A 26889-nucleotide genomic window follows, 5' to 3' on the forward strand; every position below is an offset into this window, starting at 1 on the left:
CGATGCGCGAGGAAAGCGCGCTGCAGTCCTCGATCGACGACGCCCTGGCGGGAACCCCGCCGGGGCGTTGTGTCTGGATCGCCCTGTCGGGCGGCCTGGACTCCTCCCTGCTGCTGACGCTGGCGGTCGACGCCTGCCGACGCCATCCCCGCCCGCTGCGCGCCCTGCACGTCCATCACGGCCTGCAGGCCGCCGGTAACGACTTCGCGCGCCACTGCCGCCGGCTCGCCTCGCACCTCGGCGTGCCGCTGTGGGTCGAGCGCGTCGACGTCGATCGGTCCGCCGGACAGGGCGTGGAGGGCGCCGCCCGGGAGGCGCGCTACGCCGCCTTCGCGCGACGCCTGGCGCCGGGCGAGACCCTGTGGCTGGCCCAGCACGCCGACGATCAGGCCGAGACCCTGCTGCTGGCCGCCCTGCGCGGCAGCGGCGTGCGCGGCCTGGCCGGCATGCCATCGAGCCGCGACGGGCGAGGGTGGCGCCTGGCGCGTCCGCTGCTCGGCGCGTCGCGGGCCGCCCTCGAGGCCGAGGCGAAACGCCTCGGGCTCGCCTGGGTGGAGGATCCCAGCAACGCGGACGAGCGCCTGGATCGCAACTTCCTGCGCCATCGCGTGCTGCCGCTGCTCGAGACCCGCTGGCCCGCGGCGACGCCTCGCCTCGCGCGCAGCGCGGCGCTGGCCGGTGAGGCCGACGACCTGCTCGACGAGCTCGCCGCGCTGGACCTTGCGCGCCTCGGCGGCGATCCGGCCCTCTTGCCGGTGGTCGAGCTCCAGGCGCTCTCCGCCCCGCGCCAACGGCTGCTGATTCGCTATGCCTGCCAGCGCCTGGGTCTCTCGACCCCGCCCGCCCGGCGCCTCGAATCGCTGCTCGACCAGCTCGAGGCGCGCGTGGACGGCGAGGTGCGGGTGGCCTGGCCCGGGGTCGAGGCGCGGGTCTGGCGGGGCCATCTCTACCTGCTGAGGCCCGTCGAGGAGGGACCGTCTGACGACGGACGGGGCGGAGGGTGGCTGGAGTGGCCGGTGGCATGGGACGGGCAGGCACCGCTCGCCACGCCCTGGGGCGTGTGGAACGTCACGCTGCGTCGGGACGACGGCGCCGCGGTTTCCTTGAGGGTGGCGCCGCGCGGGGGCGGCGAGCGCCTGCGCCTGGCCGGGCGCGGTCGGCGCGACCTCAAGCGGCTGCTGCAGGAACTCGAGGTGCCGCCCTGGGAGCGCGGGCGGCTGCTGGTGGTCCATCACGGCGAGGAGGCGGTGGCGGTGCTGGCGCCGTCGGGGCGCTGGCGGCTCGCGGCCGAAGGGTGGTCAGCCGCGTGACAGCGTCAGCGTGAAGCCGGCGGCCGCCTGGTAGTCGACCTCCTGCTCCAGATCGTTGAGCAGCAGGGCCGGGTCCTCCTCGTTGGCGAGGGTCAGGTGCAGCGACTCGCCGTCGGCCGCGAGGCGCGACACGTCGGGCGGCTGCTCGGGCCGGGAGTGGTTGATCAGCACGGCCAGGCGCAGCAGGCGCGCCAACCGGGCGTGGGAGCGCTGCTCGCTGTCGGGAAGCGCCTGCCACTCCTTGACCGGGAACTTGCGCCGGTGGGCGCGCACCAGGAAGGCCAGCAGTCGCTGCTCCGGGCGCGAGAAGCCGGCCAGGTCGGAGTGCTCCAGCAGGTAGGCGCCGTGCCGGTGGAACTGGCTGTGGGAGATGGCCAGGCCGATCTCGTGGAGCCGGCTCCCCCACTCGAGAAAGCGGACCTCGTCATCGTCCAGCGCCCAGGCCTCACGCACCTGCTCGCAGAGCGCGAGGGCCGTCGCGGCCACGTTCTCGGCCTGGCGTGAGTCCACCCGGTAGTTGCGGGCCAGGCCGTCCAGGGTCTTGAGCCGCGAATCCTCGGGGCTGTGGCGGCCCACCATGTCGTAGAGCACGCCTTCGCGCAGCGCGCCGTCGGCGAAGCGCATCTGCTCCAGCTCGAAGGCCTCGAAGATGGCGCCGAGGATCGCGATGCCCGCGGGGAAGATCCGCGAGCGGTCGGCCTTGAGCCCGGGCATGTCGACCTTGTCCAGATGCTTGCACTTGATCAGCTGGCGACGCAGGTCCACGAGGCCCTCGCGAGTGATCACCCCCTCGGGTCCCTGGCCGGCCGCCGCGATCACCGCGGCGGCGGCCTTGATGGTGCCGCTGGAGCCCACCGGATCGCTCCAGCCCAGGCGCTGGTAGGGGCGCCGGATGTTGGCCAGCTCCGAGAGGGCAGCGAGCTCGGCGCGGTGCATGCGCTTCTCGCTGAGCTCGCCGCCGTCGAAGAAGCGCCGGGTGAAGGTCACGCAGCCCATCCGCAGGCTCTCCAGGGCCAGCGGTTCGAAGTGCTCGCCGATGATGAACTCCGTGGAGCCGCCGCCGATGTCGACGATCAGTCGGCGACCATCCTCGGCCACCGCATGGGCCGCGCCCAGATAGATCAGGCGCGCTTCCTCGCGGCCGGCGATGATCTCGATGCGGGTGCCCAGCAGGGCCTCGGCGCGGTCGATCAGCGTCTGGCTGTTGCGCGCATCGCGCAGGGCGTTGGTGCCGACGACCCGCAGGTCGCGGCGGTCGATGCCCTCGAGGAAGGGGGCGAAGCGGGCCAGGCAGTCCAGCGCCCGGGTCATGGCGTCCTCGCGCAGCACGCCCTCCTCGTCGAGTCCGGCGGCCAGCTGCACCTTCTCGCCGAGCCGGGCGACCACCTGCAGACGATCGTCCTGGTAGTTGGCGACCAGCAGGTGGAAGCTGTTGGAGCCGAGATCGATGGCGGCGAGGCGGCGGGGCTCGGCGGTGATCGCGGGGTCGCTCGCGGCGACTGAGAACCGGTCCGTTGGCACTGTCATGGCGAGTCCTGATGGGCTATGGGAAAGGAGGTTGCGGGTGGCATCCGGCGTTGTCAATTGCCCCGCGACGGCCGCCGCGGCAGGGCTTGCGTTTGCTCGCGCCCTTGACTAATATCGAGGCGTTCGCCTGTTCCGAATGCTTCACGACCGTCCCACGGCGTTCCCGTCGCGGTCAGTTTCCAAGTCGTCAGACAGCCCACTGCTTCAGCCTGCGATCCCGGCCACGTGCCCGGCATCGCTGATCAGGCGAAAACGAACCTGCTTCCTCGCTTCCGATATCGGCCCGGCACCCCCTCTCGATGGCGGCTGCCCGCCCAGGCCATTCGATGCTTCACGACGAGAGGTAGCCTGTCCGGGCTCTGAACGCATCCACAGGGCGTCATCGTCTCGCCTCCTGTCTTTCCTCACGGCGCACTGCCGCCCGGCTTCCACGAGCAAATTCTGAACACACCGATGAATCTTACCGAACTCAAGCAAAAGCCAGTGCCGGAGCTTCTGGAGATCGCCCGCGAGATGGGCATCGACAACCTGGCGCGCTCCCGCAAGCAGGACATCATCTTCGCCATCCTCAAGAAGCATGCCAAGAGCGGTGAGCCGATCTTCGGTGATGGCGTGCTGGAGATCCTGCAGGATGGATTCGGCTTCCTGCGCAGCGCCGACAGCTCCTACCTGGCCGGCCCCGATGACATCTATGTCTCGCCGTCGCAGATTCGCCGCTTCAACCTGCGCAAGGGCGACTCCATTTCCGGCAAGATTCGTCCGCCGAAGGAGGGGGAGCGCTACTTCGCGCTGTTGAAGGTCAGCGAGATCAACTTCGACAAGCCGGAGAACGCCAAGCACAAGATCCTCTTCGAGAACCTCACGCCGCTGTTCCCCCAGGAGCGGCTGCGCATGGAGATCGGCAACGGTTCCACCGAGGATCTCACCGCGCGGATCATCGACCTCACCGCGCCCATCGGCAAGGGCCAGCGCGGCCTGCTGGTCTCCCCGCCCAAGGCGGGCAAGACCCTGATGCTGCAGAACATCGCCACCTCCATCACCCGCAACAATCCCGAGTGCCACCTGATCGTGCTGCTGATCGACGAGCGCCCCGAGGAGGTGACGGAGATGTCGCGCACGGTGCGCGGCGAGGTGGTGGCCTCGACCTTCGACGAGCCCCCGGCCCGTCACGTGCAGGTGGCCGAGATGGTCATCGAGAAGGCCAAGCGCCTGGTCGAGCACAAGAAGGACGTGGTGATCCTGCTCGACTCCATCACCCGCCTGGCCCGCGCCTACAACACCGTGGTGCCGAGCTCCGGCAAGGTGCTGACCGGCGGCGTCGACGCCCACGCCCTGGAGAAGCCCAAGCGCTTCTTCGGCGCGGCGCGTAACATCGAGGAGGGCGGCAGCCTGACCATCATCGCCACGGCGCTGGTCGACACCGGCTCCAAGATGGACGAGGTGATCTTCGAGGAGTTCAAGGGCACCGGTAACATGGAGGCCCACCTCGACCGCAAGCTGGCCGAGCGTCGCGTCTACCCGGCGATGAACATTCGCCGCAGCGGCACCCGCCGCGAGGACCTGATCGCCTCCGAGGACGAGATGCAGCGCATGTGGATCCTGCGCAAGCTGCTCAATCCCATGGAGGATACGGCCGCCACCGAGTTCCTGATCGATCGCCTGAAGGATACCAAGACCAACCTGGAGTTCTTCGAGGCCATGAAGCGCCGTTGATCGACTTGCCACGATAAGCGGTGACGGCGGCGGGCCGAAGAGGAGGTCCTACACCAGGGATGGCGTCGGTAGCGCCCAGGGATGGGGCCACAGCGCCTCCTAATCGGCCCGTCTCCGCAGATGTGTCCTGTCGGCGGTATCGGGAAGGGGCAGCATGCTATGCTGCCCCTTCCTCGTTTTGGAGCGGGATATCCGAATGAAGTACCAGGACCTTCGCGAGTTCATCGCGGTGCTCGAGGAGCAGGGAGAACTCACGCGCGTCACCGCCGAGGTGGACCCCTACCTCGAGATCACCGAGATCTGCGATCGCACCCTGCGGGCCGGCGGGCCGGCCCTGCTGTTCGAGAACGTCAAGGGCCACGACATGCCGCTGCTCGGCAACCTGTTCGGCACGCCGAAGCGGGTGGCCATGGGCATGGGGCAGGACTCGGTGGCCGCGCTGCGTGAGGTGGGCGAGCTGCTGGCCTTCCTCAAGGAGCCGGAGCCCCCCAAGGGCTTCCGTGATGCCTGGAGCAAGCTGCCGATCTTCAAGCAGGTGATGAGCATGGGCCCCAAGACGGTGCGCCGGGCCCCCGTCCAGGCGCTCGTCTTTGATGGCGACGAGGTCGACCTCGACCGCCTGCCGATCCAGCACTGCTGGCCGGGCGACGCCGCGCCGCTGGTCACCTGGCCGCTGGTGATCACCAAGGGGCCCCAGAAGGCGCGCCAGAACCTCGGCATCTACCGCCAGCAGAAGCTCGGCAGGAACCGGCTGATCATGCGCTGGCTCTCCCATCGCGGCGGGGCGCTCGACTTCCAGGAGTTCCAGAAGGCGCATCCCGGCGAGCCCTTCCCGGTGGCCGTGGCGCTGGGCGCCGACCCGGCCACCATCCTCGGCGCCGTGACGCCGGTGCCGGACAGCCTCTCCGAGTACGCCTTCGCGGGGCTCTTGCGCGGCTCGCGCACCGAGCTCGTCGAGTGCGGCCACGCCGACCTGCAGGTGCCGGCCTCCGCCGAAATCATCCTCGAGGGCTTCATCTACCCGGACGACACCGCGCCCGAGGGGCCCTACGGCGACCACACCGGCTATTACAACGAGGTCGAGCAGTTCCCGGTGTTCACGGTGACGCGCATGACCATGCGCGAGAACGCCATCTACCACTCCACCTACACCGGTCGGCCGCCGGATGAGCCGGCGATCCTGGGGCTGGCGCTGAACGAGGTGTTCGTGCCGATCCTGCGCCGCCAGTTTCCCGAGATCGTCGACTTCTACCTGCCCCCCGAGGGCTGCTCCTACCGCATGGCGGTGGTGACCATGAAGAAGCAGTACCCTGGGCACGCCAAGCGGGTGATGATGGGCGTGTGGAGCTTCCTGCGCCAGTTCATGTACACCAAGTTCGTGGTGGTGCTCGACGACGACGTCGACGCCCGCGACTGGAAGGACGTGATCTGGGCCATCACCACCCGCATGGACCCCGCCCGGGACACCGTGATGGTGGAGAACACCCCCATCGACTACCTGGACTTCGCCTCCCCCGTGGCCGGCCTGGGCTCCAAGATGGGCCTGGATGCGACCAGCAAGTGGCCCGGCGAGACCGACCGCGAGTGGGGCACGCCCATCGTCATGGACGAGGCCGTCAAGGCCCGCGTCAGCGACCGCTGGAACGACCTGGGCATCACGCTTCCCCCTGACAACGACACGAGGCATTCATGACGCCAAGGACCCTGACCTGCCTGGTCACCGAGGTCGAGGACCTCACCCCGGACGTCTTCCGCGTCCGGCTAGAGGGCCGCGCCGAGGCCGTGGCCCACGACCCCGGCCAGTACCTGGAACTCCAGCTCGCCGAGGACATCTGGGTGCCGTTCTCCATCGCCAACGCCCATGCCGGCGATGGCACCATCGAGCTGCACATCCAGCACTGGCCGGAGCGCGACAACTCGGCGCGGCTGCGTGAGCTGATGCAGGTCGCCGAGCGGTTGACCGTGCGCCTGCCCGGCGGCGACTGCGTGCTGGACCCGGACAGCACGCGCCCGTTGCTGCTGGTCGCCGCCGGCACCGGCTTCTCGCAGATGAAGGCGATCGCCGAGGCGGCCCTGCACGAGGATCCCGACCGCGAGATCGATCTGTGGTGGGCGGCCCGCGAGCGTCGCGACCTCTACCTGGAGCGCCTGCCCCGCGAGTGGGCGGAAGGGCATGCCAAGGTGCGCTTCCATGCCGTGACCGAGGTCGCGCCGGAACAGGCCATCGACGGGCCGCGCGTTCAGGCCCATCACGGCCGCATCGACCGCGCACTGGCGACCGGCCTCGAGGACGTCTCCGGCCACGATGTCTACGTCTCCGGCTCGCCGGGCATGGTCTATGCCTGCGTCGACGTGCTGGCCTCATTGGGGCTCTCGGCCTCGCGAGTCTTCTCGGACGTCTTCGCCTACGCCCCCCGGGATCCCATCGTGCCCACCGCGGGGAGCCTGGTGAGGGAGAGCGGTTCATGAGCGCCTCGCCGATCCTGATCACCGGCGGGGCCCAGCGCCTGGGACGCCACTGCGCCGAGCGCCTGCGCGACGACGGCCACCCGGTGATCATCAGCTATCGGCGCGAACGCGAGGAGCTCGAGGCGCTGCGTGCCCGGGGCATCGTCACCCTGCCAGCGGATTTCTCGAGCGAGGCGGGCATCATGGACTTCCTCGAGCGGCTGAAGGCCGAGACCTCCTCGCTGCGTGCCATCGTGCACAACGCCAGCGACTGGGCGCCGGACAGCCGCGGCGATGATGCCGGCGCCAACTTCGAGCGGCTGTTTCGCGTGCACATGCTGGCGCCCTACCTGATCAACCTGCACGGCCAGGAGCTGCTCGAGGCCTGCAGCGAGCCCCAGCGCGACATCGTTCACCTGACCGACTACGTGGTGCAGAAGGGCTCCCGCAAGCACGCCGCCTACGCCGCCACCAAGGCGGGGCTCGATAACCTGACGCTGTCGTTTGCCGCCATGTTCGCGCCGAGCATCCAGGTCAACGCCATCGCTCCGGCGATGATCATGCTCAACCAGGGCGACGACGAGGCCTACGCTGAGAAGGCGCGCGCCAAGTCGGCCATGGAGATGATCCCCGGGCCCGGGGTGATCTATCAGAGCCTGCGCTACCTGCTCGACAATCGCTTCGTGACGGGCATCACCCTGCCAGTCGATGGCGGGCGGCATCTTCGCTAGAATGCCCGGCACCCCTGATGACAACCCCGAAGAGGATCACGAGATGGCGGGACACGACGAGAACTTCAAGGATGATAGCGGCCTGCTGGCCGTCTTCCTGGGCCTGGCGGTGCTGCTGGGCATGAGCGCGCTGCCGGCCACCATCGGCTGGATCCAGCTTGCGACCGGCTGATCGCCGTCGCGCCGCCCCTTGCCGAGGCCGCCCCGATGCGGCAGGATGGCAACAACGCTCAGGAGATGACCATGACCCCCGCTTCGCACCCGATCCTTCGCTCCTATCTCGACGCCTCGCGTCGCGATGACGCGTGCGTGGGCGCCTGGATCGGCGAGGCGGAGCTGCAGGGCTTCCAGGGCTGGTATGGCTACTGGTTTAGCACCGGTGTGCCGGTGGCCATGTCCTGAGCCGCACCAAGGACAGCGCCACGAGGCACGCCCACCGGGTTGCCTCCTCCCAGAACCCCCGGACGGCAACCCCGCCCGGGGGTTCTGCGTTTTACGGCATTCGAGCTTCACGACGACCGACAAGGAGAGAGACCATGACCGCATCCATCGCCATTCGCCAGACCCGGGGCTTCGTGGGCTATTACGGCTATTGGCGATTTAGCGAGCTGCGGTCGGCTCACTCCGCCACGCCCGGCCGTAGCGAGATCGGTGGTTCCCGACAGACACGATGTACGATCGCTACCCGGAGTTGATGCCCATGAATGCCCCCGTTTCGCTGACCCCCGCCCCGCGCCAGGCCGCCTCGACGTCCGACGCGTCGCTGCCCACCCCCGGCGAGCTGCGCCGAGCGTTGCCGCTCGCCCCGGCCCTCGCCGAACAGGTCACGGCCCAGCGGCGTGCGATCCGCGCCATCCTCGACGGCCATGACGACCGCCTGCTGGTGGTGGTCGGCCCCTGCTCCGTCGACGACCCCGAGGCCGCCCTGGACTATGCGCGCCGCCTGGCCGAGCTGGCGCCACGGGTCGCCGATCGCCTGCTGATCGTGATGCGCGTCTACGTTGAGAAGCCGCGCACTACCGTGGGCTGGAAGGGGCTCGCCTACGACCCCGACCTGGATGGCAGCGGCGACATGGACCGCGGCCTGCACGCCTCCCGCGCGCTGATGCGTGACATCGCCGCGCTCGGCCTGCCGGTGGCCACCGAGCTGCTGCAGCCGATGCTCGCGCCCTACCTGGACGACCTGCTCGCCTGGGTGGCGATCGGCGCCCGCACCACCGAGTCGCAGCTCCACCGCGAGGTGGCCAGCGGCCTGGAGGCTGTGGTCGGCTTCAAGAACGGCACCGGCGGCGAACTGCAGGTCGCCATGGATGCCATGCAGTCCGCCGCGCATGCCCATCGCCACTTCGCGATGGCCGAGGACGGCCGCCCCACGGTCCGCGAGACCGCCGGCAACGCCCACACCCATCTGGTGCTGCGCGGCGGCCACGGCGAGCCCAACTACTCGGCCGCCCATGTCCTCTCGGCGCGGCGTGCCCTTCAGGCCGCCGGTCTCGCGCCGCGGATCATGGTCGACTGCAGCCACGCCAACGCCCGCAAGGACCACCGCCGCCAGAGCGAGGTGCTGCTCGACGTGCTGGGCCAGCGCGAGGCGGGCGACGCCTCGCTGGTGGGCCTGATGATCGAGAGCCACCTCCACGAGGGCAAGCAGCCCCTGGTGCCGGGGCGGCTGCGCTACGGCGTCTCGGTCACCGACGCCTGCATCGGCTGGGAGACCACCGAGCACCTGCTGATGACCGCGGCGGAACGCCTGCGGCGAGCGGCCCCGGGCGAGCCTAAGCAGGGCCGAGCGGCCCCGGGCGAGTAAAGAAAGCCGAGCGGCCCCGGGCGAGCATAAGCAGGGCCGCGCCTGTACCCGGGGAGGCGATGTGCGGATAATCGCCGCATCGCCTCCCATTGCACAGGTCCTCCATGACGTTTCGCTTCGAGCACTTTGATCCCGCCACCTACCGCCGCCTCTCCCGCCTCACCGGCCTGGCCATGGCCGGCCAGCTGATCGTCTTCGGGCTGCTGTTCTCGCAGCTGCTCGTCGCGGCCTTCGGCGGCAGTCTCTGGATCAACGCCCTGGGCGTGCTGTTGGGCCTGGCCGCCACCAGCCTGGTCTTCGCCGTGCTGCGACAGCGCCCCTGGATGGCCGCCATCCGCTACGTCTGGCGGCTGAAGCACCACCTGGCGCGGGTCAGCGCCTACCTGCCGGCCCTGCGTCGCGGCATGGGCGAGGGCGACGAGGCGGCGCTGGCGGTGCTGGCCTTCTACCACCAGGGCATGGCCCAGCTCTCCGAGCTCGAGGGGCGCACCCTCGACGACGACGCCGAGCTGCTGGCCGAGCGCGAGGTGGTGCGTCACGCCCGGCGTGAGCGGGGGCTGCCCGAGCGCGTCGAGGGCCTCGACCTCGAGGACCTGAGCGGTTTTCGCAAGGGGTAGGGCGCGGCCAGGGGGTCATCGCCCTGTCACCTTCTCGATCTAGGCTCGACTCGTCGACCCGAAGGCGCCCGCGGCGCCTCGCCCCCCAGACGAGGAGAGCAGCATGAGCAAGGAAATCGAGGATCATCGCGTTCATAACGCCAGCGGCAACGAACCCTTCACCTCCGTTCTCGACCGTCATGTCTCGCGGCGCAGCGTGATGCGCGGCGGCCTGGGCCTGGCGGCCGCCTCGATGCTCGGGTTCGGCGGCGCCGCCCAGGCGCTGGCGGCGAGCGGTGCGAAGAAGACGCCGCTGAGCCTGGCCTTCGCGGCGGTCCAGGGGGCCCAGCGCGACGCCGTGATGGTGCCCGAGGGCTATACCGCCCAGGTGCTGGTGCCCTGGGGCACGCCGCTCGACGGCGAGGCGCCCGACTGGCATGAAGGGCTCGCGATGACCCCGGAGCGCCAGGCCCGAAGCGTCGGCATGCACCACGACGGCATGTACCACTTCCCCCTCGACCGTGACGGCGGCTCCCGGGAATTCCTGCTCGCGCTCAACAACGAGTACATCGACCAGGCGGCGCTCTGGGCACCCCAGGGCGGGCCCACCGCCGCCGACGAGGGGCGTCGCCCCGCCGACGAGGTGCGCACCGAGATCCAGGCCCATGGCGTCACCCTGGTGCACCTCCAGAAGCAGGCCGACGGCCGCTGGCGCCACGTGCCGGACTCCGCCTACAACCGCCGCTATACCAGCGCCTCGGTGATGGCGCTGGGCGGCCCGGTGGCCGGCAGCGACTACGTGCGCACGCGTTTCTCGCCGGAGGGCCGGCTGACCCGCGGCACCAACAACAACTGCGCCAGCGGCTACACGCCCTGGGGCACCTACCTCACCTGCGAGGAGAACTGGCCCGACTACTTCATTCGTCGCGAGGCCCGGGAGCGGGACGACGAGCGTCTGGGGATCGGCCGCGAGCGCGGCCGCTACGGCTGGGAGAGCGCGGCCGGCGACGCCAGTGAGCGCGACGGCGAGTTCGCCCGCTTCGACACCACCCCCACCGGCGCCGACGCCCGCGAGGACTACCGCAACGAGGCGCGCACCTTCGGCTACGTGGTGGAGGTCGATCCCTACACCGGCGAGCGCGCCGTGAAGCGCACCGCCCTGGGGCGCTTCCGCCACGAGGGCTGCTGGCCGGGCCAGCTCGTCCCGGGCCAGCCGGTGGTCTTCTACTCCGGCCATGACGCCCGCAACGAGTACATCTACAAGTTCGTCTCCGCCGCCGCCTGGGATCCGGCCGACGCCAGCCGCCCGGGCGAGCCCATGGATCGCCTGGCCATCGGCGCCAAGTACCTGGACGAGGGCACCCTCTACGCGGCGCGCTTCGAGGCCGACGGCCGCGGCGAGTGGCTCGCCCTGACCCCGGACGCCGTCACCCGGGACGGCCGCCGCCTGCACGAGGCCCTGGGGCTCGCCGCCGATGACCGGGCGGGCATCCTCATCCACACCTGCGACGCCGCCGACCTGATGGGGGCGACGCCCATGGATCGGCCCGAGTGGGGCGCCGTGGACCCGGCCTCGGGCGACGTCTACATGACCCTGACCAACAACAGCCAGCGCACCGCCGAGGGCACCGACGCCACCTTCACCGGCGACGGCCAGGCGATCGACGAGCCCGGCGTGGGCTTCGCCACGGCCCCGGTCAACGCGTCCAACCCGCGCCCCGACAACGCCGCCGGCCAGATCCTCCGCTGGCGCGAGGCGGACGACGCCACCCGCTTCGACTGGGAGGTGTTCGTCTTCGGCGCGGCGGCCGACGATGCCGACAACCCCTCCGGGCTGACCGAGGCCAACCAGTTCGCGAGCCCCGACGGCCTGTGGTTCGATGATCGCGGGGAGGGCGACGGCATCCTGTGGATCCAGACCGATAACGGCTATGAGGGCGTCGCCGAGCACACCAACGACCAGGTGCTGGCGGTGGTGCCCGGCGCCCTGGGCGCGACCGAGGGCGCGTCCTCGGTGGTGAATGCGGGCAACCAGCAGGCGCTCAGGCGCTTCGCCGTGGGGCCCAACGGCAGCGAAGTGACCGGTATCTTCGCCACTCCGGATCGCTCGGCGCTGTTCATCAATATCCAGCACCCGGGCAACTGGCCGGCGGCCGAGGATGCCACCCGCGCCCCCGACGGCCAGGTGCGTCCCCGGGCGGCCACCGTGGTGATCCAGAAGCGTGACGGCGGCCCGGTCGGCGTCTGATCCTCGCCGCCTCCGCTCGTGAGAAGGCCCCTGCCATCGGCAGGGGCCTGCTTCGTTCTGGGGGCGTTGTGGGCTCAGGCCCGGGCGGCGTAGGCGAAGAGCAGGGTCTCCTGGGCACTGATCGGCGCGGCACCGCCGGCCTGCTGCTTGACGTAGAGGCCGTCGCTGCCGAGCAGCCAGCTCTGGCAGTTGTCCACCAGGTAGGTCTCGAGGTCCTTGCGGACCCGGGCGGCCAGCTTCTTGTCGAGCAGCGGGAAGCAGGTCTCCACCCGGTGGAACATGTTGCGGGCCATGAAGTCGGCGCTGGAGCCCCAGGTCTCGGGCTTGCCGTCGTTGTGGAAGTGGAACACCCGGGTGTGCTCCAGGAAGCGGCCGATCACCGAGCGTACCCGGATGGTCTCGGAGATGCCCGGGAGCCCCGGGCGCAGGCAGCACATGCCGCGGATGATCAGGTCGCACTCGACGCCGGCTCGGGAGGCGCGGTAGAGCGCCTGGATCAGCTTGGGTTCGGTGAGCGAGTTGCACTTGATGATCAGGTGGGCGCGCTTGCCCTTGCGGGCGTGTTCGGCCTCGCGGTCGATCTTGGCCACCATCTGCTCGTGCAGGGTGAAGGGGGCGTGGAGCAGCTTCTCGATATGCCGTGCCCGGCCCATGCCGGTGAGCTGCTGGAAGACCTTGTGCACGTCGGCGCAGAGCACCGGGTCGGCGGTGAGCAGGCTGTAGTCGGTATAGAGCCGGGCGGTCTTGGAGTGGTAGTTGCCGGTGCCCAGGTGGGCGTAGTGGCGCAGCTTGCCCCGCTCGCGGCGCACGATGTGCATCATCTTGGCGTGGGTCTTGTAGGCCATCACCCCGTAGATGACGATGGCGCCGGCCTCCTGCAGGCGTGAGGCCAGCGCCAGGTTGTCGGCCTCGTCGAAGCGCGCCCTGAGCTCGATCACCACCGTGACCTCCTTGCCGTTGCCGGCGGCCTCGACCAGGGCGTTGACGATGGGGGAGTCGGCGCCGGTGCGATAGAGGGTCTGCTTGATGGCCAGCACGTCGGGGTCCCGGGCGGCCTCGCCGAGCATCTTCTCCACCGGGGTGAAGGACTGGAACGGATGGTGCAGGAGAATGTCGCCCTCGGCGATCACCCCCAGCAGGCTGTCGGCCTTGAGCAGCGACTTGGGCAGGCCCGGCGTGAAGGGGCGGTAGAGCAGCTCGGGGCGCTCCACGGCATCGAGCACCGACATCATGCGCGTCAGGTTCACCGGGCCGTCGACCCGATAGAGATCGGCCGGTTCGAGCTGGAACTGGCGCAGCAGGAAATCGGCGAGCTCGTCGGGGCAGTTGTCGGCCACCTCGAGGCGCACTCCGCTGCCGTAGCGGCGCGACAGCAGCTCGCCGCGCAGCGCCGAGGCGAGGTCCGAGACCTCCTCGGGATCCACCGAGAGGTCGGCGTTGCGGGTCAGGCGGAACTGGTAGCAGCCGAGCACCGTCATGCCCGGGAAGACCTCCTCGGCGTGGGCGTGGATCATCGATGACAGGAAGACGTACTCGGCGAAGCCCTCCTCGCAGAGCTCTTCGGGCAGGGCGATTACCCGCGGCAGCGAGCGCGGCGCCGGCAGGATGGCGAGCCCCCCCTCGCGGCCGAAGGCGTCCTTGCCCTCGAGCTGGACGATGAAGTTGAGGCTCTTGTTGACCAGCCGCGGGAAGGGGTGGGAGGGGTCCAGGCCGATGGGGCTGACCACCGGGATGATCTCGGTAGCGAAGTACTCCTGCACCCAGGCGCGCTGGGCCTCGGTCCAGTCGCCGCGGCGGCGAAAGCGCAGCCGCTGGGTCTCCAGGGCCGGGATCAGCACCTCGTTGAGGATCTGGTACTGGCGGGCCACCTGCTCATGGGCGATCCGCGCGATCTCGGCCAGCACCGAGCGGGGCGAGCGGCCGTCGGCGCCGGTGGACTCGTCGCCCAGCAGCACCTGGTGCTTCAGGCCGGCCACCCGGATCTCGAAGAACTCGTCCATGTTCGACGAGAAGATCAGCAGGAACATCAGCCGGTTGAGCAGCGGATGGGCCTCGTCGAGGGCCTGCTCCAGCACCCGGACGTTGAACTGCAGGTGCGAGAGCTCGCGATTGAAGTAGAGGCCGGGATCGGTGAGGTCGGCCTCCGGGTCCGGCAGCGCCTTGGGCTTGATGCCGGTGCGGGTCTGGTTCAGGCGCGGGGCGGGGGGCTCGGGCAGTTCGCCGCCCGGCGGGTTCTGCCCCGCATCGTGCTGGGGGATGGGGTCGCGCGTCTCGTCCATGGGAGCTCCCTGTCGTCAGGCGGAAGGGGGGCGACCCTCCCGTCGGCTAGCCTGCGAGCAGCCGCGCTGCCCGCTTGGCGAAGTAGGTGAGCACGCCGTCGGCGCCGGCGCGCTTGAAGCAGAGCAGCGACTCGAGGATGACCGTGTCGGCCTCCAGCCAGCCGTTCTCGAAGGCGGCCATGTGCATGGCGTACTCGCCGCTCACCTGATAGGCGAAGGTGGGCACCTTCAGCTCGTCCTTCACCCGGCGCACCACGTCCAGGTAGGGCATGCCGGGCTTGATCATCACCATGTCGGCACCCTCGGCCAGGTCCAGGGCCACCTCGTGCAGCGCCTCGTCGCCGTTGCCCGGATCCATCTGGTAGGTGGTCTTGTCCGCCTTGCCCAGGTTGCCGGCGGAACCCACCGCGTCACGGAAGGGGCCGTAGTAGCGCGAGGCATACTTGGCGCTATAGGCCATGATCCGCGTGTTGACCAGCGTCTCCTGCTCCAGCACCCGGCGGATCGCGCCGATGCGTCCGTCCATCATGTCCGAGGGCGCCACCACGTCGGCGCCGGCCTCGGCGTGGGAGAGGGCCTGCTTGATCAGGGTCGCCACGGTGCGGTCGTTGTGCACGTAGCCGGCCTCGTCGAGGATCCCGTCCTGGCCGTGGCTGGTGTAGGGGTCCAGCGCCACGTCGGTGATGATGCCGAGCTCGGGCAGCGCCGCCTTGAGGGCGCGCACGCTGCGCTGGACGAGTCCCGAGGCGTTGTACGACTCCTCGGCCAGCTCGCTCTTGAGCTCGGTGCCGACCACCGGGAAGAGCGCGATGGCCGGAATGCCGAGCTTATGGGCCTCGCGGGCCTCCTCGATCAGCAGGTCGATGGAGAGACGCTCCACGCCGGGCATCGAGGGCACCGCCTCGCGCTGGCCCTCGCCCTCCAGCACGAAGACCGGCCAGATCAGGTCGGCGGCGGTCAGGGTGTGCTCGCGCATCAGGCGACGCGAGAAGTCGTCGCGGCGCATGCGGCGCGGGCGGGCGGTCGGAAACTGGCGTGGGGTCGTGAAACTCAAGGCGTCTCTCCGGAAGTGGGGATCGAGGCCGCCACGGTACGATGGTGGCGGCGCAAGATGACGAAACGATGACATGGGGTCGACTGCCCTCGAGTATATCAGTGTCGACAGGCGTCGAAAGTCGCGCCTTGTCGCACCCCTGTCGACTCTCTAAAGTGAAGGCCTTGTGATTTCAGGGCCTGGCTTCGACAGGCGCCTACCTTCAAGGAGAAAGGCATGAGCAAACAGGTGGCGGTGATCCTCTCGGGGTGCGGGGTGCAGGATGGATCCGAGATCTACGAGACGACCCTGACGCTGCTGCGCCTCGATCAGCTGGGCCTGGGCTATCGCTGCTTCGCCCCCGATATCGAGCAGCACCATGTCATCGATCATCGTCGGGGCGTGCCGGTCGAGGGCGAGACCCGCAACGTGCTGACCGAGTCGGCGCGCCTGGCCCGCGGCGAGATCTCCCCCCTGGACGAGCTCGAGGCCGAGGAGTTCGATGCGGTGATCCTGCCCGGCGGCTTCGGCGTCGCCAAGAACCTCTCGGACTTCGCCGTGGCCGGCGATGGCCTGCAGGTGATCGAGGCGCTGACCGAGGCGCTGGCCGGCTTCCACGAGGCGCGCAAGCCGATCGGCCTGATGTGCATCAGCCCGGTGCTGGTGCCGCGCCTGCTCGGCCCGGGCATCGCCGTGACCGTGGGCAGCGATCCCGGCGTCGCCGGCGCGATCAGCGCCATGGGCGGCCTGCACCGCAGCTGCGGGGTGGAGGACATCGTGCTGGACTTCGAGAACCGGGTGGTGACCACGCCGGCCTACATGCTGGTGACCCGCATCAGCGAGGCGGCGACCGGCATCTTCAAGCTGGTCGATCGCATCGACGAGCTGATGGACCTCTAGACGCGAAGGCCGCAAGGGGCGAGGCCGAAGAGGCTCGCTCCCCGATACGCAAGACGCCCAGCGGCGATGCCGCTGGGCGTCTTGTTGCGTGGGCGTGTGAGTGGCGAGGCGCGCCTGTTGCAGCGCGCGGCACCGCCCCAGGCCCTTATCCCTCGTCGTCGCTCGCCGTCTCGCCGGCGTCCCTGTCGCGCTTGCGGCGCACCAGCCGACCGAACAGCAGGCCCACCTCGTAGAGCAGGTACATCGGCACCGCCAGCAGGCTCTGCGAGACCACGTCCGGTGGGGTCAGCAGCATGCCGATGACGAAACAACCGAGTACCACGTAGGGGCGCTTCTTCGACAGGCTCTCCACCGTGGTGGCGCCCGAGAGGATCAGCAGGAAGGTGGCGATGGGGATCTCGAAGGCCACCCCGAAGGCGAAGAACAGCTTGAGGACGAAGTTCAGGTACTGGTTGATGTCGGTCATCACCGCCACGTTCTCCGGCCCGGTCTGGGTGAAGAACTGGAACAGCAGCGGGAAGACCACGTAGTAGGCGAAGGCGGCGCCGCCGTAGAACAGCGCGATGCTGGAGGCCAGGATCGGCAGGGCCAGCGCCTTCTCGTTGTCGTAGAGCCCCGGCGCCACGAAGGCCCAGGCCTGATGCAGCACATAGGGCACGGCGGCGAAGACCGCCACCACCAGAGTCAGCTTGAAGGGCGCGAGGAAGGGCGAGGCGACCTCGGTGGCGATCATCTGCGAGCCTTCCGGCAGCAGCGCCATCAGCGGCTGGGCGACGAACAGGTAGATGTCGTTGGCGAAGGCATAGAGCCCGAGGAAGATCACCAGGATCGCGATCACCGCGCGCATCAGCCGCGAGCGAAGCTCGATGAGGTGCTCGATCAGCGGGGCCTGATTCTGTTCCTGGGGATCACCGGTCTTGCTCATCGGGAGGCGGAATCCTTGTCGGCAGTGGGGGCATCGGCGGAGCGCTGGTGATCATCGCCCTCGGTGTCCGAGCGGGCCCTGGCCAGGGCATCGTCGAGGCGCTGCTCGGCGGGCGCGGCCTTGCTTCGCGAGGTCGAGGCTGACTTGCCGTCGTCATCCTCGGCGATGCTCTCCACGCCCCGCTTGACCTGCTGGACGCCCTCGTCGAGCTTCTTCTGCTGCTCGTTGAGCTTCTGGCGCAGCTCCTCGGCCTCGAGTTGGGCGCTGATCTCGCTCTGCATGCCCGAGACCGTGCGCTTGATCTTGCCGATCCACAGCCCCAGGGTGCGCGCGGCCTTGGGCAGGCGCTCGGGACCGAGCACCAGCAAGCCCACCACGCCGATGATCATCAGTTCGAGAAAGCCCATATCGAACATGGCGGTTTACTTGCGCTCTTCCGAGTCCTCGGCCTTCTTCTCGGCCTTGACGTCGTAGGTGTTGACCCCGTCGTCGTCATGGCTGACGCGGGCCTGGGGATCGTCCGCCTGCGCGTCCTCGCCTTTCTCGCCCTTCTCCTCGTCGTGCATGGCCTTCTTGAAGCCTTTCACGGCGCCGCCGAGATCGCCGCCGACGTTGCGCAGCTTCTTGGTGCCGAAGATCAGGATGATGATGCCGAGAACGATCAGCAGCTGCCAGATACTGATACCACCTAACATAGTTGCTTCCTCAGGTTGGGGCTCCGGGGAGGCCCGGAAGGGCCAGTTGACGCTAGGGTTGCCGTGCGGCCTTCTCGTCGTGTCCCGAGACGCCGAAGCGACGGGCCAGCTCATCCAGGACCGCGCCGTGGTCGAGGTCTAGGTGCGAGAGCATCACCAGGCTATGAAACCACAAGTCGGCCGTTTCGGCGATCAACGCCTGATGCGCCGCCGCGTCGCCGTGCTCGGCATCCTTGGCCGCCAGCAGCGTCTCCGTGGCCTCCTCGCCGAGCTTCTCGAGGATCTTGTTGAGCCCCTTGTGATGCAGGGCGGCCACGTAGGAGCTGTCGGGATCGGCCAGGCGGCGCTGTTCGAGCACGTCGTGCAGTCGGTCCAGTATATCGCTCATGGGGCGGGGTTCCATTGCTTGGGGTCAGTTCCAGGCCAGCAGCAGCAGGCCGAGGCCGGCGGCGGCGAGTGCCGGCCAGGGCTGGCCGGCGGCCCATTCGTGGAGCGGCTGCCAGGCCAGCGCGGCGACGACCAGCAGCAGGCCCAGGCGCAGCCGACGATGGCGATGGCCCTGGCGCGTCAGCTGGCGCGAGATGTCGCCCATGGCGGCCGACTGGCGACGACGCTGGCGATGTTCCTGCTCGGCCCGGGAGAGCGCCTGGTGGGCGAGCACCGGCAGCTCCGGCAGCTGGCGGGAGAGCTCGGGCGCCTGGCGCTTCAAGGACTCCAGCAGGCCGCGGGCGCCGGCGCGCTCCTTCATCCAGCGCTCCAGATAGGGCTTGGCGGTGGCCCAGAGGTCGAGGTCGGGATAGAGCTGGCGCCCCAGGCCCTCGATGTTCAGCAGCGTCTTCTGCAGCAGCACCAGCTGGGGCTGCACCTCCATGTTGAAGCGGCGCGCGGTCTGGAAGAGCCCCAGCAGTACCTGGCCGAAGGAGATGTCCTTGAGCGGCTTCTCGAGGATCGGCTCGCACACCGTGCGCACCGCCGCGGCGAACTCGTTGGCGCGGGTCTCCTCGCCCACCCAGCCGGACTCGATGTGCAGGGCGGCCACCTCGTAGTAGTCCTGGTGGAAGAAGGCCAGCAGGTTGCGCGCCAGGTAGTCCTGGTCCTCGCGGGTGAGGCTGCCGACGATGCCGCAGTCGATGGCGATGTACTGGGGATCCTCGGGGTGCTCGTAGGCGACGAAGATGTTGCCCGGGTGCATGTCGGCGTGGAAGAAGTTGTCGCGGAACACCTGGGTGAAGAAGATCTCCACGCCCCGCTCGGCGAGCTTCTTGAGGTTGGTGCCTTGGGCGATCAGCGCCGCGGTGTCGGCCACCGGGACGCCGTAGATCCGCTCCTGGACCATCACCCGGCGGCGGGTCAGCTCCCAGTGGATGGCCGGCACGTAGAGCAGCGGCGAGCCCTTGAAGTTGCGCTTGAGCTGGGAGGTGTTGGCGGCCTCCTTGGTCAGGTCGAGCTCGTCGAACAGCGTGGACTCGTAGTCGCGGACCACCTCCACGGGACGCAGGCGGCGCGCCTCGGGAATCCGCGCCAGCACGCTGGCGAAGCGGTACATCAGCGCCATGTCCTGGCGCATCACCCGATCGATGCCCGGGCGGATGATCTTGACCACCACGGCCTCGCCGTCGTGCAGTCGCGCGACGTGCACCTGGGCGACGGAGGCCGAGGCCAGCGGCTCGGGCTCGAAGGAGGCGAAGGCCTCCTCCAGCGACATCTCGAGCTCCTCCTCGACCAGCGCCATGGCCTGGTGGCCGGGGAAGGGCGGCACCTGGTCCTGGAGGCGCTGGAGCTCGTTGGCGATGTCCTCGGGCAGCAGGTCGCGGCGGGTCGAGAGCATCTGGCCGAACTTGACGAAGATCGGGCCGAGGGACTCCAGGGCGAGGCGCAGGCGCTCGCCCCGGGAGCGTTCGCCGATCGGCACCAGGCGCAGCGGCGAGAGCAGGAACAGGCCGCGCAGCCACCAGGGCAGGCGCGCCAGGGGCAGCAGGGTGTCGAGGCGGTAGCGGGTGATCACCCAGACGATGCGCGCCAGTCTCAGGATCATGAGGGCGCCTCCGCCGCGGCCAGGCGCCGGCGCAGCCGGGCCAGGCGGGCCTCGACGCGGTCGGTGGCGATCTCCAGCTCGGTCATGTGATCGCGCAGCGCCTCGAGCTGGTGGCGTCCCGGCAGCAGGCGCGCCTCCTCGAAGACGTATTCGCCGATGTCGGCGCAGAGCTCCTGGCGGGTGCGCAGCCCCCACTGGGAGAGGCTGCGCACGCCCTCGGCCAGGCTATGGGCGGGGATATCGCCGAGCCAGCGGGCGAGTTCGCCCTCCCAGTCGAGATCGAGGTCGAACAGCAGGTCGCGGGTCGCCTCCAGCAGGTGGGTGCGCCCGCGCACGGCGAGCTTGCCCTGGAACATCAGGCGCTCGATGGAGGCGCCGCCGAGCAGCTCGCCGAGGGTCTCGGCATCCAGCTCGACCACGGCGTCGAAGGCCGCCTCGTCGAAGGCCGTCTCGTCGGTCAGGTCGGGGCGCAGCAGGTCGATGCCCGCCGGATGGAAGTGCAGGGCCAGCGCCAGCTCGGGGCGCTCCAGGCGCAGCAGGACGCGCTGGCCGGCGAGTCGCGCAAGCCTCCCCGGCGCCGCGGGATCCCGGGCGAGCAGGGCGTTGAGGGTGCGTTCGAGACCGGCGAGCAGCAGAGTGGGAGACAGCGACATCATGCCCTCACAGCTTGATGCCGCGGTGCAGGGCGACGATGCCCCCGGTGAGGTTGGTGTACTCGACCCGCTCGAGCCCGGCACCCTCCATCATGGCCTTGAGGGTCTCCTGATCGGGGTGCATGCGGATCGACTCGGCCAGGTAGCGGTAGCTCTCGCCGTCGCTGGCCACCAGCTCGCCGATCTTCGGCAGCAGGCGGAAGGAGTACTCGTCGTAGGCCTTGGAGAACAGCGGATTGCCCGGCTTGGAGAACTCCAGTACCAGCAGGCGCCCGCCCGGCTTGAGCACGCGGGCCATGGAGCGCAGGGCGGCATCCTTGTCGGTGACGTTGCGCAGGCCGAAGGCGATGGTGATGCAGTCGAAGCTGTTGTCGGGGAAGGGCAGGCACTCGGCGTTGGCCTGCACGTACTCGACGTTGCCGCCGATGCCGTGGTCGAGCAGCTTGTCGCGGCCGACCCGCAGCATCGACTCGTTGATGTCGGCCAGCACCACCCGGCCGCGCGGTCCTACCATGCGCGAGAACTTGGCCGTGAGATCGCCGGTGCCGCCGGCGATGTCGAGCACGCTATGGCCGGGACGCACACCGGAGCGCTCGATGGCCAGGCGCTTCCACAGGCGGTGGATGCCCAGCGACATCAGGTCGTTCATGATGTCGTAGCGAGCCGCCACCGAATGGAAGACGTGGGCCACGCGAGAGGCTTTCTCGTCGACCGGGACTTCCTGGTAGCCGAAGTGGGTGGTGTGCTTGTCACTGGCGCTCATGCCGTGGGGCTCCCGAATCGCTGCGGTGGGGGCGGGCCTGGCGGCCTCGCCGATGGGCGCCATTGTAGCCCTCCCCGATGACGATTGTCTTGACGGAGGCGGCTCCTGATGGAGACACGAGGGGCGCCGGGGGCAGGTCGTAGCGGAGGTCATTCGCCATGGATGGCGAATGTAGCGCCCAGGGAGGGGTTCACAGCGCCTCCGCGAAGGCCTGCCGCCGGATCAGCCCCGAGGGGCCGGCGACCTTGGCCTCAGAGCTGCTTGATCTCGATGCCCAGCGGCTCCCGCGAGGCGCCCGCCTCCTCGAGCCGGCGCAGGTAGTCGGCCCAGTTGGCCTCGCGGCGCCGGATCAGGTCGTAGAAGTAGTCCCAGCTGAAGAGGCCGCTGTCGTGGCCGTCGTCGAAGTGCAGCTTCAGCGCGTAGCGCCCTGCCGGGGTGATGTCCTTCAGGCCGACGTCCTTCTTGCCCACCTGCAGGGTGGCGGAGTCGGGGCCGTGGCCGCGCACCTCGGCGGAGGGCGAGAAGACCCGCAGGTACTCCACCGAGAGCCGGTAGGACTCGCCCTCGGCGTAGGTGAGCTCGAGCTCGCGCTCCTTGCGGTGGTAGTGCACGTTGGTGGGGATCGGGGCTGTCATGGCAAGACTCCGCAGTGTCAGCAGACCTTGATATATCGCGGCATCTCGGCGGCAGCCCTTCGCGGAGGCGCTGTAAACCCTTCCCTGGGCGCTACCTTTTCCTTCCCTGGAAAAGGACCTCCGCTCCGAGCTGCCCCCGACGCCGTGCGTATACGGCTGGTGTTACAGGATATACCGCGACAGGTCCTCGTCCATCGCCAGCTCGCCGAGCTGGGAGTCGACGTAGGCGGCGTCGATCGACAGCGGGCTGCCGAAGTCGCCGCCCGCGTAGGAGGCCTCCTCGAGCAGGCGCTCCATCACGGTGTGCAGGCGGCGTGCGCCGATGTTCTCGGTGCCTTCGTTGACCTTCCAGGCAATCTCGGCGATGCGCGCGATGCCATCCTCGGTGAAGGCGACGTCGAGCCCTTCGGTGGCGAGCAGCGCCTGGTACTGCTTGGTCAGCGCCGCGGAAGGCTCGGTCAGGATGCGCTTGAAGTCGTCCGGGGTCAGGGCGTTGAGCTCGACGCGGATCGGCAGGCGGCCCTGCAGCTCCGGGATCAGGTCCGACGGGCGCGACAGGTGGAACGCGCCGGAGGCGATGAAGAGGATGTGGTCGGTCTTCACCATGCCGTACTTGGTGGAAACCGTGGAGCCCTCGATCAGCGGCAGCAGGTCGCGCTGCACGCCCTCGCGGGAGACCTCGCCGCCGCTGGACTGGCCGCTGCCCTTGGAGACCTTGTCGATCTCGTCGAGGAAGACGATGCCGTTCTGCTCCACCGCCTCGATGGCGCGGCTCTTGATGTCGTCCTCGTTGACCAGCTTGCCGGCCTCCTCGTCACGCAGCAGGCCGATGGCGTCCTTCACCGCGACCCGGCGGGTCTCGCTCTTCTGCTTGCCCATGCCGGCGAACAGGTTCTGCAGCTGGCTGGTCATCTCCTCCATGCCCGGCGGGGTGGTGATGTCCACGCCGGGGCCCTGAGGCGTGACCTCGATGTCGATCTCCTTGTCGTCGAGCTGGCCCTCGCGCAGCTTCTTGCGGAATAGCTGACGGGTCGAGCTGTCCTGGCGCGGCTCGTTTTCCTGGCCGCGGGGCGGCGGCAGCAGGGCATCGAGGATGCGCTCCTCGGCGGCGTCCTCGGCGCGGTGGCCGACCTCGTCCTTGGCCTGCTCGCGGACCAGCTTGATGGCGGCCTCGGTCAGGTCGCGGATGATCGACTCGACGTCGCGGCCCACGTAGCCCACCTCGGTGAACTTGGTGGCCTCCACCTTGATGAAGGGGGCGCCGGCCAGCTTGGCCAGGCGGCGGGCGATCTCGGTCTTGCCGACGCCCGTGGGGCCGATCATCAGGATGTTCTTGGGGGTCACCTCGTGGCGCAGCTCGCCGTCGAGCTGCATGCGCCGCCAGCGGTTGCGCAGGGCCACGGCGACGGCGCGCTTGGCGTCCTGCTGGCCGACGATGTACTGGTCCAGGGCGTGGACGATCTCGCGGGGGGTCATCCGGGTCATGATCAGAGCTCTTCCAGCGTGACGTTGTGGTTGGTGAACACGCAGATGTCGCCGGCGATGGCCAGGGACTTCTCGGTGATCTCGCGGGCACCGAGGTCGGTGTTCTCCAGCAGGGCGCGGGCCGCCGACAGCGCATAGTTGCCGCCGGAGCCGATGGCGATGATGCCGCGTTCGGGCTCCACCACGTCGCCGTTGCCGGTGATGATCAGCGAGGCGTCCTTGTTGGCCACGGCGAGCAGCGCCTCCAGGCGGCGCAGGGCGCGGTCGGTGCGCCAGTCCTTGGCCAGCTCCACGGCGGCCTTGACCAGGTTGCCCTGGTACTTCTCGAGCTGGGCCTCGAAGCGCTCGAAGAGGGTGAAGGCGTCGGCGGTGCCGCCGGCGAAACCGGCCAGCACCTGGCCGTGGTAGAGGCGACGCACCTTGCTGGCGTTGCCCTTCATCACGGTGTTGCCCAGCGAGACCTGGCCGTCACCGGCCAGCGCCACCTGGTCGCCGCGGCGCACGGAAACGATCGTGGTCATGGAGGGGACTCCTTGGGGGAGGGAAAAGCTCCCGATGACTGGCGGCGCCTCGGTCGGGCCGAGGCGCCGGGGTGAACTCTGGGGAAAGTGCGGGCGGGGCGCGCGGAATTCAACCTTGGTCGTGCCCCGCGGCGGGCGCGTCAGTTCTGCAGCTGGATCAGCAGCGGCTCGATGCCCTGGGTGGTCATCAGGTCCTGGGCGCGGTTGAGCTCGCGCCGGTCGCTGTAGGGGCCGACCTGGACGCGGTGCCAGGTGTCGCCGCCGCCGGTCTTGACCTCGCTGATCTTGGCCAGCAGGCCGAAGTCCTTGAGACGACCGGCCAGGCGGTCGGCGTCGCTGGCCTCGCGGAAGGAGGCGGCCTGCAAGACGAAGCGAGCATCGGCGTCCGAGGCGCTCGTCGCGGCGGGCCGTGCGGTCTCGTCGGCCTCCATGTTGGCGGCGATCACCCGGGCGATGGGGTCGTCGCTGGCGGCCGGCTCGGCCCGCTCGGCCTGCTCCGGCGCGGCCTGGGCCGGCTCGGGCCGCGGCGGCGGGGTCGCCGTGGAGCTCGGCACCTTGCCGCCCGGGGCGATCACCTCGGATTCCGGCAGCAGGGTGTAGAACTCGAAGGTCGGCATCGGCGGCTCGTCGGGCGTCTCGGGACTCGGTTCTTGCTGGGACGCCTCGCGGCCCTCCGGCTGGGAGAGCACCCTCGCCAGCGGCGAGTCGCTGTCCTGCCAGGGCGCGGTGCCGTGCTGGTGCTGGGCCAGCAGGAAGCCGGCCACCAGGCCGGCCAGTCCCCACAGCCAGCCCGGCACGCCGCGGCGCGGGGGCGGTGCGGCACGCCGGCGCGGCGTGCTGGTGGCGCCGCGCTTCTTGGCGGGGGTCTTCCGGGTGGCCATGGCTTACATCTCCTCGGGCGCGCCGACACCCATCAGGTCGAGGCCGTTGCGCAGCACCTGGCGCGTGGCCAGGCCCAGCGCCAGGCGGGCGTTGCGCTGGGCATCGTCGTCGACCATCACCTTCACGGCGTTGTAGCAGGTGTGGAAGTCGGCGGCGAGATCGAGCAGGTACTGGGCGATCTGCTGCGGCTCGTGGGCGGCGGCGGCGTGGGCGACCACCTCGGGGTAACGGGCCAGGCGATTGAGCACTGCCTTCTCCTGGTCGCTGTCGAGCAGCGCGAGCTTGGCCATGGCGAGCTCATGGTCGAAGGCCAGGCCTTCGGCGTCGGCCTTGCGCAGCATGCTGCAGACCCGCGCATGGGCGTACTGCACGTAGTAGACCGGGTTGTCGTTGGACTGCGAGCGGGCCAGGTCGATGTCGAAGGTCAGCTGGGAGTCGGCGCGGCGGGCGGCCAGGAAGAAGCGTGTGGCATCGCGTCCCACCTCGTCGATCAGGTCGCGCACCGTGACGTAGCTGCCGGCGCGCTTGGAGAGCTTCACCTCGACCCCGGAGCGGGTGACCATCACCATCTGGTGCAGCACGTAGTCCGGCCAGCCCTTGGGAATGCCGGCCTCGAGGGCCTGCAGCCCGGCGCGTACCCGGGTCACGGTGGAGTGGTGGTCGGCGCCCTGCTCGTTGATCACCGTGGTGAAACCGCGCTGCCACTTGTCGAGGTGGTAGGCGACGTCGGGCAGGAAGTAGGTGTACTGGCCGTCGGACTTGCGCATCACGCGGTCCTTGTCGTCACCGAAGTCGGTGGTGCGCAGCCACAGGGCACCGTCCTGCTCGTAGGTGTGGCCCTTCTCGATCAGCCGCTCGACCGCGGCCTCGACCTTGCCCTGCTCGTAGAGCGAGGACTCCAGGAAGTAGACGTCGAACTCGACGCCGAAGGCCTTGAGGTCCAGGTCCTGCTCGCGGCGCAGGTAGGCCACGGCGAAGTCGCGGATGGCGTCGAGGTCGTCCGGGTCGCCGGCGGCGGTGACGTGGCGGTCGTCGGCGTGCACGGTCTCGCCGGCCAGGTAGCTGTTGGCGACGTCGATGATGTAGCCGCCGCGGTAGCCGTCCTCGGGCCAGCCGGCGTCGCCGGGATCGATGCCCTGCACCCGCGCCTGCACCGAGCGCGCCAGGTTGGCGATCTGGGCGCCGGCGTCGTTGTAGTAGAACTCGCGGGTGACATCAAAGCCGGTGGCCTCCAGCAGCCGGCAGATGCAGTCGCCGATCGCCGCGCCGCGGCCGTGGCCGACGTGCAGCGGCCCGGTCGGGTTGGCGGAGACGAACTCCACCTGCACCTTCTGGCCCTGGCCCGCCAGGTTGCGGCCGAAGGCGTCGCCGGCCTCGAGCACCTGACGCACCACCTGGGCGGCGGCGTCGGTGGCGGCGAAGAAGTTGACGAAGCCGGGCCCGGCGATCTCCACCTTCTGCACGGCGTCGCTTTCGGGCAGCGCGGCGACCAGGGTCTCGGCCAGTTCGCGGGGCTTCTTCCCGGCCGGTTTCGCCAGCATCAGCGCGAGGTTGGTGGCGTAGTCGCCATGCGCCTTGTCGCGGGTCGGATCGACCTTGATGGTGGGGGCGATCTCGGCGGGCACGACGCCCTGTTGCCGGAGGTTGTCCAGGGCGCCCTCGAGCAGCGCGATGATGGTCTCTTTCATGGAAGTGTCCGGTGT

Annotated in this window: 26 protein-coding genes; 11 read left to right on the plus strand and 15 right to left on the minus strand. The window is 69.6% G+C overall.

Features of this window, described 5'->3' with window-relative positions; genetic code table 11:
• Nucleotides 1–2: 2 nt before the first annotated feature.
• Nucleotides 3–1310 carry a tRNA lysidine(34) synthetase TilS gene (gene tilS, locus ACGTNG_RS09710; protein WP_394576820.1) on the plus strand — a complete coding sequence of 436 codons (1308 nt, stop codon included), beginning with the start codon at nucleotides 3–5 and terminating at the stop codon, nucleotides 1308–1310.
• Here the strand turns inward: tilS and ppx are convergent.
• Nucleotides 1299–2837, minus strand: a complete 1539-nt coding sequence (gene ppx / locus ACGTNG_RS09715; RefSeq protein WP_394576821.1) for an exopolyphosphatase — start codon at nucleotides 2835–2837, stop codon at nucleotides 1299–1301. The genes tilS and ppx overlap by 12 nt on opposite strands.
• Nucleotides 2838–3290: 453 nt before the next feature.
• Here ppx and rho point away from each other — a divergent pair, with 453 nt between their 5' ends.
• The 9 genes from rho (at nucleotide 3291) to ACGTNG_RS09760 (ending at nucleotide 12380) form a co-directional block, all read left to right on the plus strand.
• Nucleotides 3291–4550, plus strand: a complete 1260-nt coding sequence (gene rho / locus ACGTNG_RS09720) for a transcription termination factor Rho (RefSeq protein ID WP_138181403.1) — start codon at nucleotides 3291–3293, stop codon at nucleotides 4548–4550.
• 196 nt (nucleotides 4551–4746) lie between these two features.
• Nucleotides 4747–6243, plus strand: coding sequence for a 4-hydroxy-3-polyprenylbenzoate decarboxylase (ubiD, locus tag ACGTNG_RS09725; RefSeq protein WP_394576822.1), 1497 nt, complete (start codon nucleotides 4747–4749; stop codon nucleotides 6241–6243).
• Nucleotides 6240–7019, plus strand: coding sequence for an NAD(P)H-flavin reductase (locus ACGTNG_RS09730; protein WP_394576823.1), 780 nt, complete (start codon nucleotides 6240–6242; stop codon nucleotides 7017–7019). Before ubiD ends, ACGTNG_RS09730 begins: the two co-directional genes overlap by 4 nt.
• The gene (gene folM / locus ACGTNG_RS09735; RefSeq protein ID WP_394576824.1) at nucleotides 7016–7729 is read left to right on the plus strand and encodes a dihydromonapterin reductase; all 714 of its coding nucleotides are present in this window, start codon (nucleotides 7016–7018) and stop codon (nucleotides 7727–7729) included. The genes ACGTNG_RS09730 and folM overlap by 4 nt, the downstream gene beginning before the upstream one ends.
• A 43-nt stretch (nucleotides 7730–7772) precedes the next feature.
• The gene (locus tag ACGTNG_RS09740; protein ID WP_275668727.1) at nucleotides 7773–7901 is read left to right on the plus strand and encodes a hypothetical protein; all 129 of its coding nucleotides are present in this window, start codon (nucleotides 7773–7775) and stop codon (nucleotides 7899–7901) included.
• Nucleotides 7902–7972: 71 nt separating this feature from the next.
• Nucleotides 7973–8131, plus strand: a complete 159-nt coding sequence (locus ACGTNG_RS09745; protein WP_394576825.1) for a hypothetical protein — start codon at nucleotides 7973–7975, stop codon at nucleotides 8129–8131.
• Nucleotides 8132–8429: 298 nt separating this feature from the next.
• Nucleotides 8430–9536 (plus strand): 3-deoxy-7-phosphoheptulonate synthase, encoded by a 1107-nt coding sequence (locus ACGTNG_RS09750; protein WP_394576826.1) that lies wholly within the window; start codon nucleotides 8430–8432, stop codon nucleotides 9534–9536.
• Between the two features lie 104 nt (nucleotides 9537–9640).
• Entirely contained in the window at nucleotides 9641–10153 is a 513-nt protein-coding gene (locus tag ACGTNG_RS09755) for a DUF3087 family protein (RefSeq protein WP_394576827.1), read from the plus strand.
• Between the two features lie 103 nt (nucleotides 10154–10256).
• Nucleotides 10257–12380, plus strand: a complete 2124-nt coding sequence (locus ACGTNG_RS09760; protein ID WP_394576828.1) for a PhoX family protein — start codon at nucleotides 10257–10259, stop codon at nucleotides 12378–12380.
• 74 nt (nucleotides 12381–12454) lie between these two features.
• Here ACGTNG_RS09760 and ppk1 read toward each other — a convergent pair whose 3' ends face one another.
• Together ppk1 and hemB are read right to left on the minus strand one after the other, a co-directional pair.
• A complete protein-coding gene (gene ppk1 / locus ACGTNG_RS09765; protein ID WP_394576829.1) occupies nucleotides 12455–14659 on the minus strand; it encodes a polyphosphate kinase 1 in 2205 nt (734 codons plus the stop codon).
• A 46-nt stretch (nucleotides 14660–14705) separates the two neighbouring features.
• The gene (gene hemB, locus ACGTNG_RS09770) at nucleotides 14706–15713 is read right to left on the minus strand and encodes a porphobilinogen synthase (protein ID WP_394576830.1); all 1008 of its coding nucleotides are present in this window, start codon (nucleotides 15711–15713) and stop codon (nucleotides 14706–14708) included.
• Between the two features lie 216 nt (nucleotides 15714–15929).
• Between hemB and elbB the strand changes: the two genes are divergently transcribed.
• On the plus strand, nucleotides 15930–16592 hold the full coding sequence (gene elbB, locus ACGTNG_RS09775) for an isoprenoid biosynthesis glyoxalase ElbB (protein ID WP_394576831.1): 663 nt from the start codon (nucleotides 15930–15932) through the stop codon (nucleotides 16590–16592).
• A gap of 145 nt (nucleotides 16593–16737) precedes the next feature.
• Here the strand turns inward: elbB and tatC are convergent, their stop codons facing one another.
• The 12 genes from tatC to argS all read right to left on the minus strand — a co-directional run bounded on the left by tatC (nucleotide 16738) and on the right by argS (nucleotide 26874).
• On the minus strand, nucleotides 16738–17517 hold the full coding sequence (tatC, locus tag ACGTNG_RS09780; RefSeq protein WP_394576832.1) for a twin-arginine translocase subunit TatC: 780 nt from the start codon (nucleotides 17515–17517) through the stop codon (nucleotides 16738–16740).
• Nucleotides 17514–17933: a Sec-independent protein translocase protein TatB gene (gene tatB, locus ACGTNG_RS09785; RefSeq protein ID WP_394576833.1), complete on the minus strand. Its 420-nt coding sequence runs from the start codon at nucleotides 17931–17933 to the stop codon at nucleotides 17514–17516. The genes tatC and tatB overlap by 4 nt, the downstream gene beginning before the upstream one ends.
• A gap of 6 nt (nucleotides 17934–17939) precedes the next feature.
• Nucleotides 17940–18212: a Sec-independent protein translocase subunit TatA gene (gene tatA, locus ACGTNG_RS09790; RefSeq protein ID WP_394576834.1), complete on the minus strand. Its 273-nt coding sequence runs from the start codon at nucleotides 18210–18212 to the stop codon at nucleotides 17940–17942.
• A gap of 52 nt (nucleotides 18213–18264) precedes the next feature.
• Entirely contained in the window at nucleotides 18265–18600 is a 336-nt protein-coding gene (locus ACGTNG_RS09795; RefSeq protein ID WP_394576835.1) for a phosphoribosyl-ATP diphosphatase, read from the minus strand.
• Nucleotides 18601–18624: 24 nt separating this feature from the next.
• Nucleotides 18625–20247 (minus strand): ubiquinone biosynthesis regulatory protein kinase UbiB, encoded by a 1623-nt coding sequence (ubiB, locus tag ACGTNG_RS09800; protein WP_394576836.1) that lies wholly within the window; start codon nucleotides 20245–20247, stop codon nucleotides 18625–18627.
• Nucleotides 20244–20900 (minus strand): ubiquinone biosynthesis accessory factor UbiJ, encoded by a 657-nt coding sequence (locus tag ACGTNG_RS09805; RefSeq protein ID WP_394576837.1) that lies wholly within the window; start codon nucleotides 20898–20900, stop codon nucleotides 20244–20246. The genes ubiB and ACGTNG_RS09805 overlap by 4 nt, the downstream gene beginning before the upstream one ends.
• 7 nt (nucleotides 20901–20907) lie before the next feature.
• Nucleotides 20908–21663: a bifunctional demethylmenaquinone methyltransferase/2-methoxy-6-polyprenyl-1,4-benzoquinol methylase UbiE gene (gene ubiE / locus ACGTNG_RS09810; RefSeq protein WP_394576838.1), complete on the minus strand. Its 756-nt coding sequence runs from the start codon at nucleotides 21661–21663 to the stop codon at nucleotides 20908–20910.
• Nucleotides 21664–21914: 251 nt separating this feature from the next.
• The gene (locus ACGTNG_RS09815) at nucleotides 21915–22298 is read right to left on the minus strand and encodes a gamma-butyrobetaine hydroxylase family protein (RefSeq protein WP_394576839.1); all 384 of its coding nucleotides are present in this window, start codon (nucleotides 22296–22298) and stop codon (nucleotides 21915–21917) included.
• A 162-nt stretch (nucleotides 22299–22460) separates the two neighbouring features.
• Nucleotides 22461–23783, minus strand: coding sequence for an ATP-dependent protease ATPase subunit HslU (gene hslU, locus ACGTNG_RS09820; RefSeq protein WP_394576840.1), 1323 nt, complete (start codon nucleotides 23781–23783; stop codon nucleotides 22461–22463).
• A 2-nt stretch (nucleotides 23784–23785) separates the two neighbouring features.
• Nucleotides 23786–24304 (minus strand): ATP-dependent protease subunit HslV, encoded by a 519-nt coding sequence (hslV, locus tag ACGTNG_RS09825; protein WP_394576841.1) that lies wholly within the window; start codon nucleotides 24302–24304, stop codon nucleotides 23786–23788.
• Nucleotides 24305–24444: 140 nt separating this feature from the next.
• Nucleotides 24445–25185, minus strand: coding sequence for an SPOR domain-containing protein (locus ACGTNG_RS09830; RefSeq protein WP_394576842.1), 741 nt, complete (start codon nucleotides 25183–25185; stop codon nucleotides 24445–24447).
• A gap of 3 nt (nucleotides 25186–25188) precedes the next feature.
• On the minus strand, nucleotides 25189–26874 hold the full coding sequence (gene argS / locus ACGTNG_RS09835) for an arginine--tRNA ligase (protein ID WP_394576843.1): 1686 nt from the start codon (nucleotides 26872–26874) through the stop codon (nucleotides 25189–25191).
• Nucleotides 26875–26889: the final 15 nt, after the last annotated feature.

It is taken from the genome of Halomonas sp. B23F22_3 (assembly GCF_043496965.1).
GTDB lineage: Bacteria > Pseudomonadota > Gammaproteobacteria > Pseudomonadales > Halomonadaceae > Halomonas.

What these genes read in the sequence shown, in the direction of transcription:
- rho (WP_138181403.1), top strand. Translation starts at nt 3,291, where the DNA reads ATGAATCTTACCGAACTCAAGCAAAAGCCAGTGCCGGAGCTTCTGGAG.
- ubiD (WP_394576822.1), top strand. Translation starts at nt 4,747, where the DNA reads ATGAAGTACCAGGACCTTCGCGAGTTCATCGCGGTGCTCGAGGAGCAG.
- hslV (WP_394576841.1), bottom strand. Translation starts at nt 24,304, where the DNA reads ATGACCACGATCGTTTCCGTGCGCCGCGGCGACCAGGTGGCGCTGGCC.
- tatB (WP_394576833.1), bottom strand. Translation starts at nt 17,933, where the DNA reads ATGTTCGATATGGGCTTTCTCGAACTGATGATCATCGGCGTGGTGGGC.
- argS (WP_394576843.1), bottom strand. Translation starts at nt 26,874, where the DNA reads ATGAAAGAGACCATCATCGCGCTGCTCGAGGGCGCCCTGGACAACCTC.
- tatC (WP_394576832.1), bottom strand. Translation starts at nt 17,517, where the DNA reads ATGAGCAAGACCGGTGATCCCCAGGAACAGAATCAGGCCCCGCTGATC.
- ACGTNG_RS09740 (WP_275668727.1), top strand. Translation starts at nt 7,773, where the DNA reads ATGGCGGGACACGACGAGAACTTCAAGGATGATAGCGGCCTGCTGGCC.
- folM (WP_394576824.1), top strand. Translation starts at nt 7,016, where the DNA reads ATGAGCGCCTCGCCGATCCTGATCACCGGCGGGGCCCAGCGCCTGGGA.
- ACGTNG_RS09755 (WP_394576827.1), top strand. Translation starts at nt 9,641, where the DNA reads ATGACGTTTCGCTTCGAGCACTTTGATCCCGCCACCTACCGCCGCCTC.
- ACGTNG_RS09730 (WP_394576823.1), top strand. Translation starts at nt 6,240, where the DNA reads ATGACGCCAAGGACCCTGACCTGCCTGGTCACCGAGGTCGAGGACCTC.
- ACGTNG_RS09750 (WP_394576826.1), top strand. Translation starts at nt 8,430, where the DNA reads ATGAATGCCCCCGTTTCGCTGACCCCCGCCCCGCGCCAGGCCGCCTCG.
- ACGTNG_RS09805 (WP_394576837.1), bottom strand. Translation starts at nt 20,900, where the DNA reads ATGTCGCTGTCTCCCACTCTGCTGCTCGCCGGTCTCGAACGCACCCTC.
- tilS (WP_394576820.1), top strand. Translation starts at nt 3, where the DNA reads ATGCGCGAGGAAAGCGCGCTGCAGTCCTCGATCGACGACGCCCTGGCG.
- elbB (WP_394576831.1), top strand. Translation starts at nt 15,930, where the DNA reads ATGAGCAAACAGGTGGCGGTGATCCTCTCGGGGTGCGGGGTGCAGGAT.
- ACGTNG_RS09795 (WP_394576835.1), bottom strand. Translation starts at nt 18,600, where the DNA reads ATGAGCGATATACTGGACCGACTGCACGACGTGCTCGAACAGCGCCGC.
- tatA (WP_394576834.1), bottom strand. Translation starts at nt 18,212, where the DNA reads ATGTTAGGTGGTATCAGTATCTGGCAGCTGCTGATCGTTCTCGGCATC.
- ACGTNG_RS09745 (WP_394576825.1), top strand. Translation starts at nt 7,973, where the DNA reads ATGACCCCCGCTTCGCACCCGATCCTTCGCTCCTATCTCGACGCCTCG.
- ACGTNG_RS09815 (WP_394576839.1), bottom strand. Translation starts at nt 22,298, where the DNA reads ATGACAGCCCCGATCCCCACCAACGTGCACTACCACCGCAAGGAGCGC.
- ppx (WP_394576821.1), bottom strand. Translation starts at nt 2,837, where the DNA reads ATGACAGTGCCAACGGACCGGTTCTCAGTCGCCGCGAGCGACCCCGCG.
- ACGTNG_RS09830 (WP_394576842.1), bottom strand. Translation starts at nt 25,185, where the DNA reads ATGGCCACCCGGAAGACCCCCGCCAAGAAGCGCGGCGCCACCAGCACG.
- ubiB (WP_394576836.1), bottom strand. Translation starts at nt 20,247, where the DNA reads ATGATCCTGAGACTGGCGCGCATCGTCTGGGTGATCACCCGCTACCGC.
- ubiE (WP_394576838.1), bottom strand. Translation starts at nt 21,663, where the DNA reads ATGAGCGCCAGTGACAAGCACACCACCCACTTCGGCTACCAGGAAGTC.
- hslU (WP_394576840.1), bottom strand. Translation starts at nt 23,783, where the DNA reads ATGACCCGGATGACCCCCCGCGAGATCGTCCACGCCCTGGACCAGTAC.
- ACGTNG_RS09760 (WP_394576828.1), top strand. Translation starts at nt 10,257, where the DNA reads ATGAGCAAGGAAATCGAGGATCATCGCGTTCATAACGCCAGCGGCAAC.
- ppk1 (WP_394576829.1), bottom strand. Translation starts at nt 14,659, where the DNA reads ATGGACGAGACGCGCGACCCCATCCCCCAGCACGATGCGGGGCAGAAC.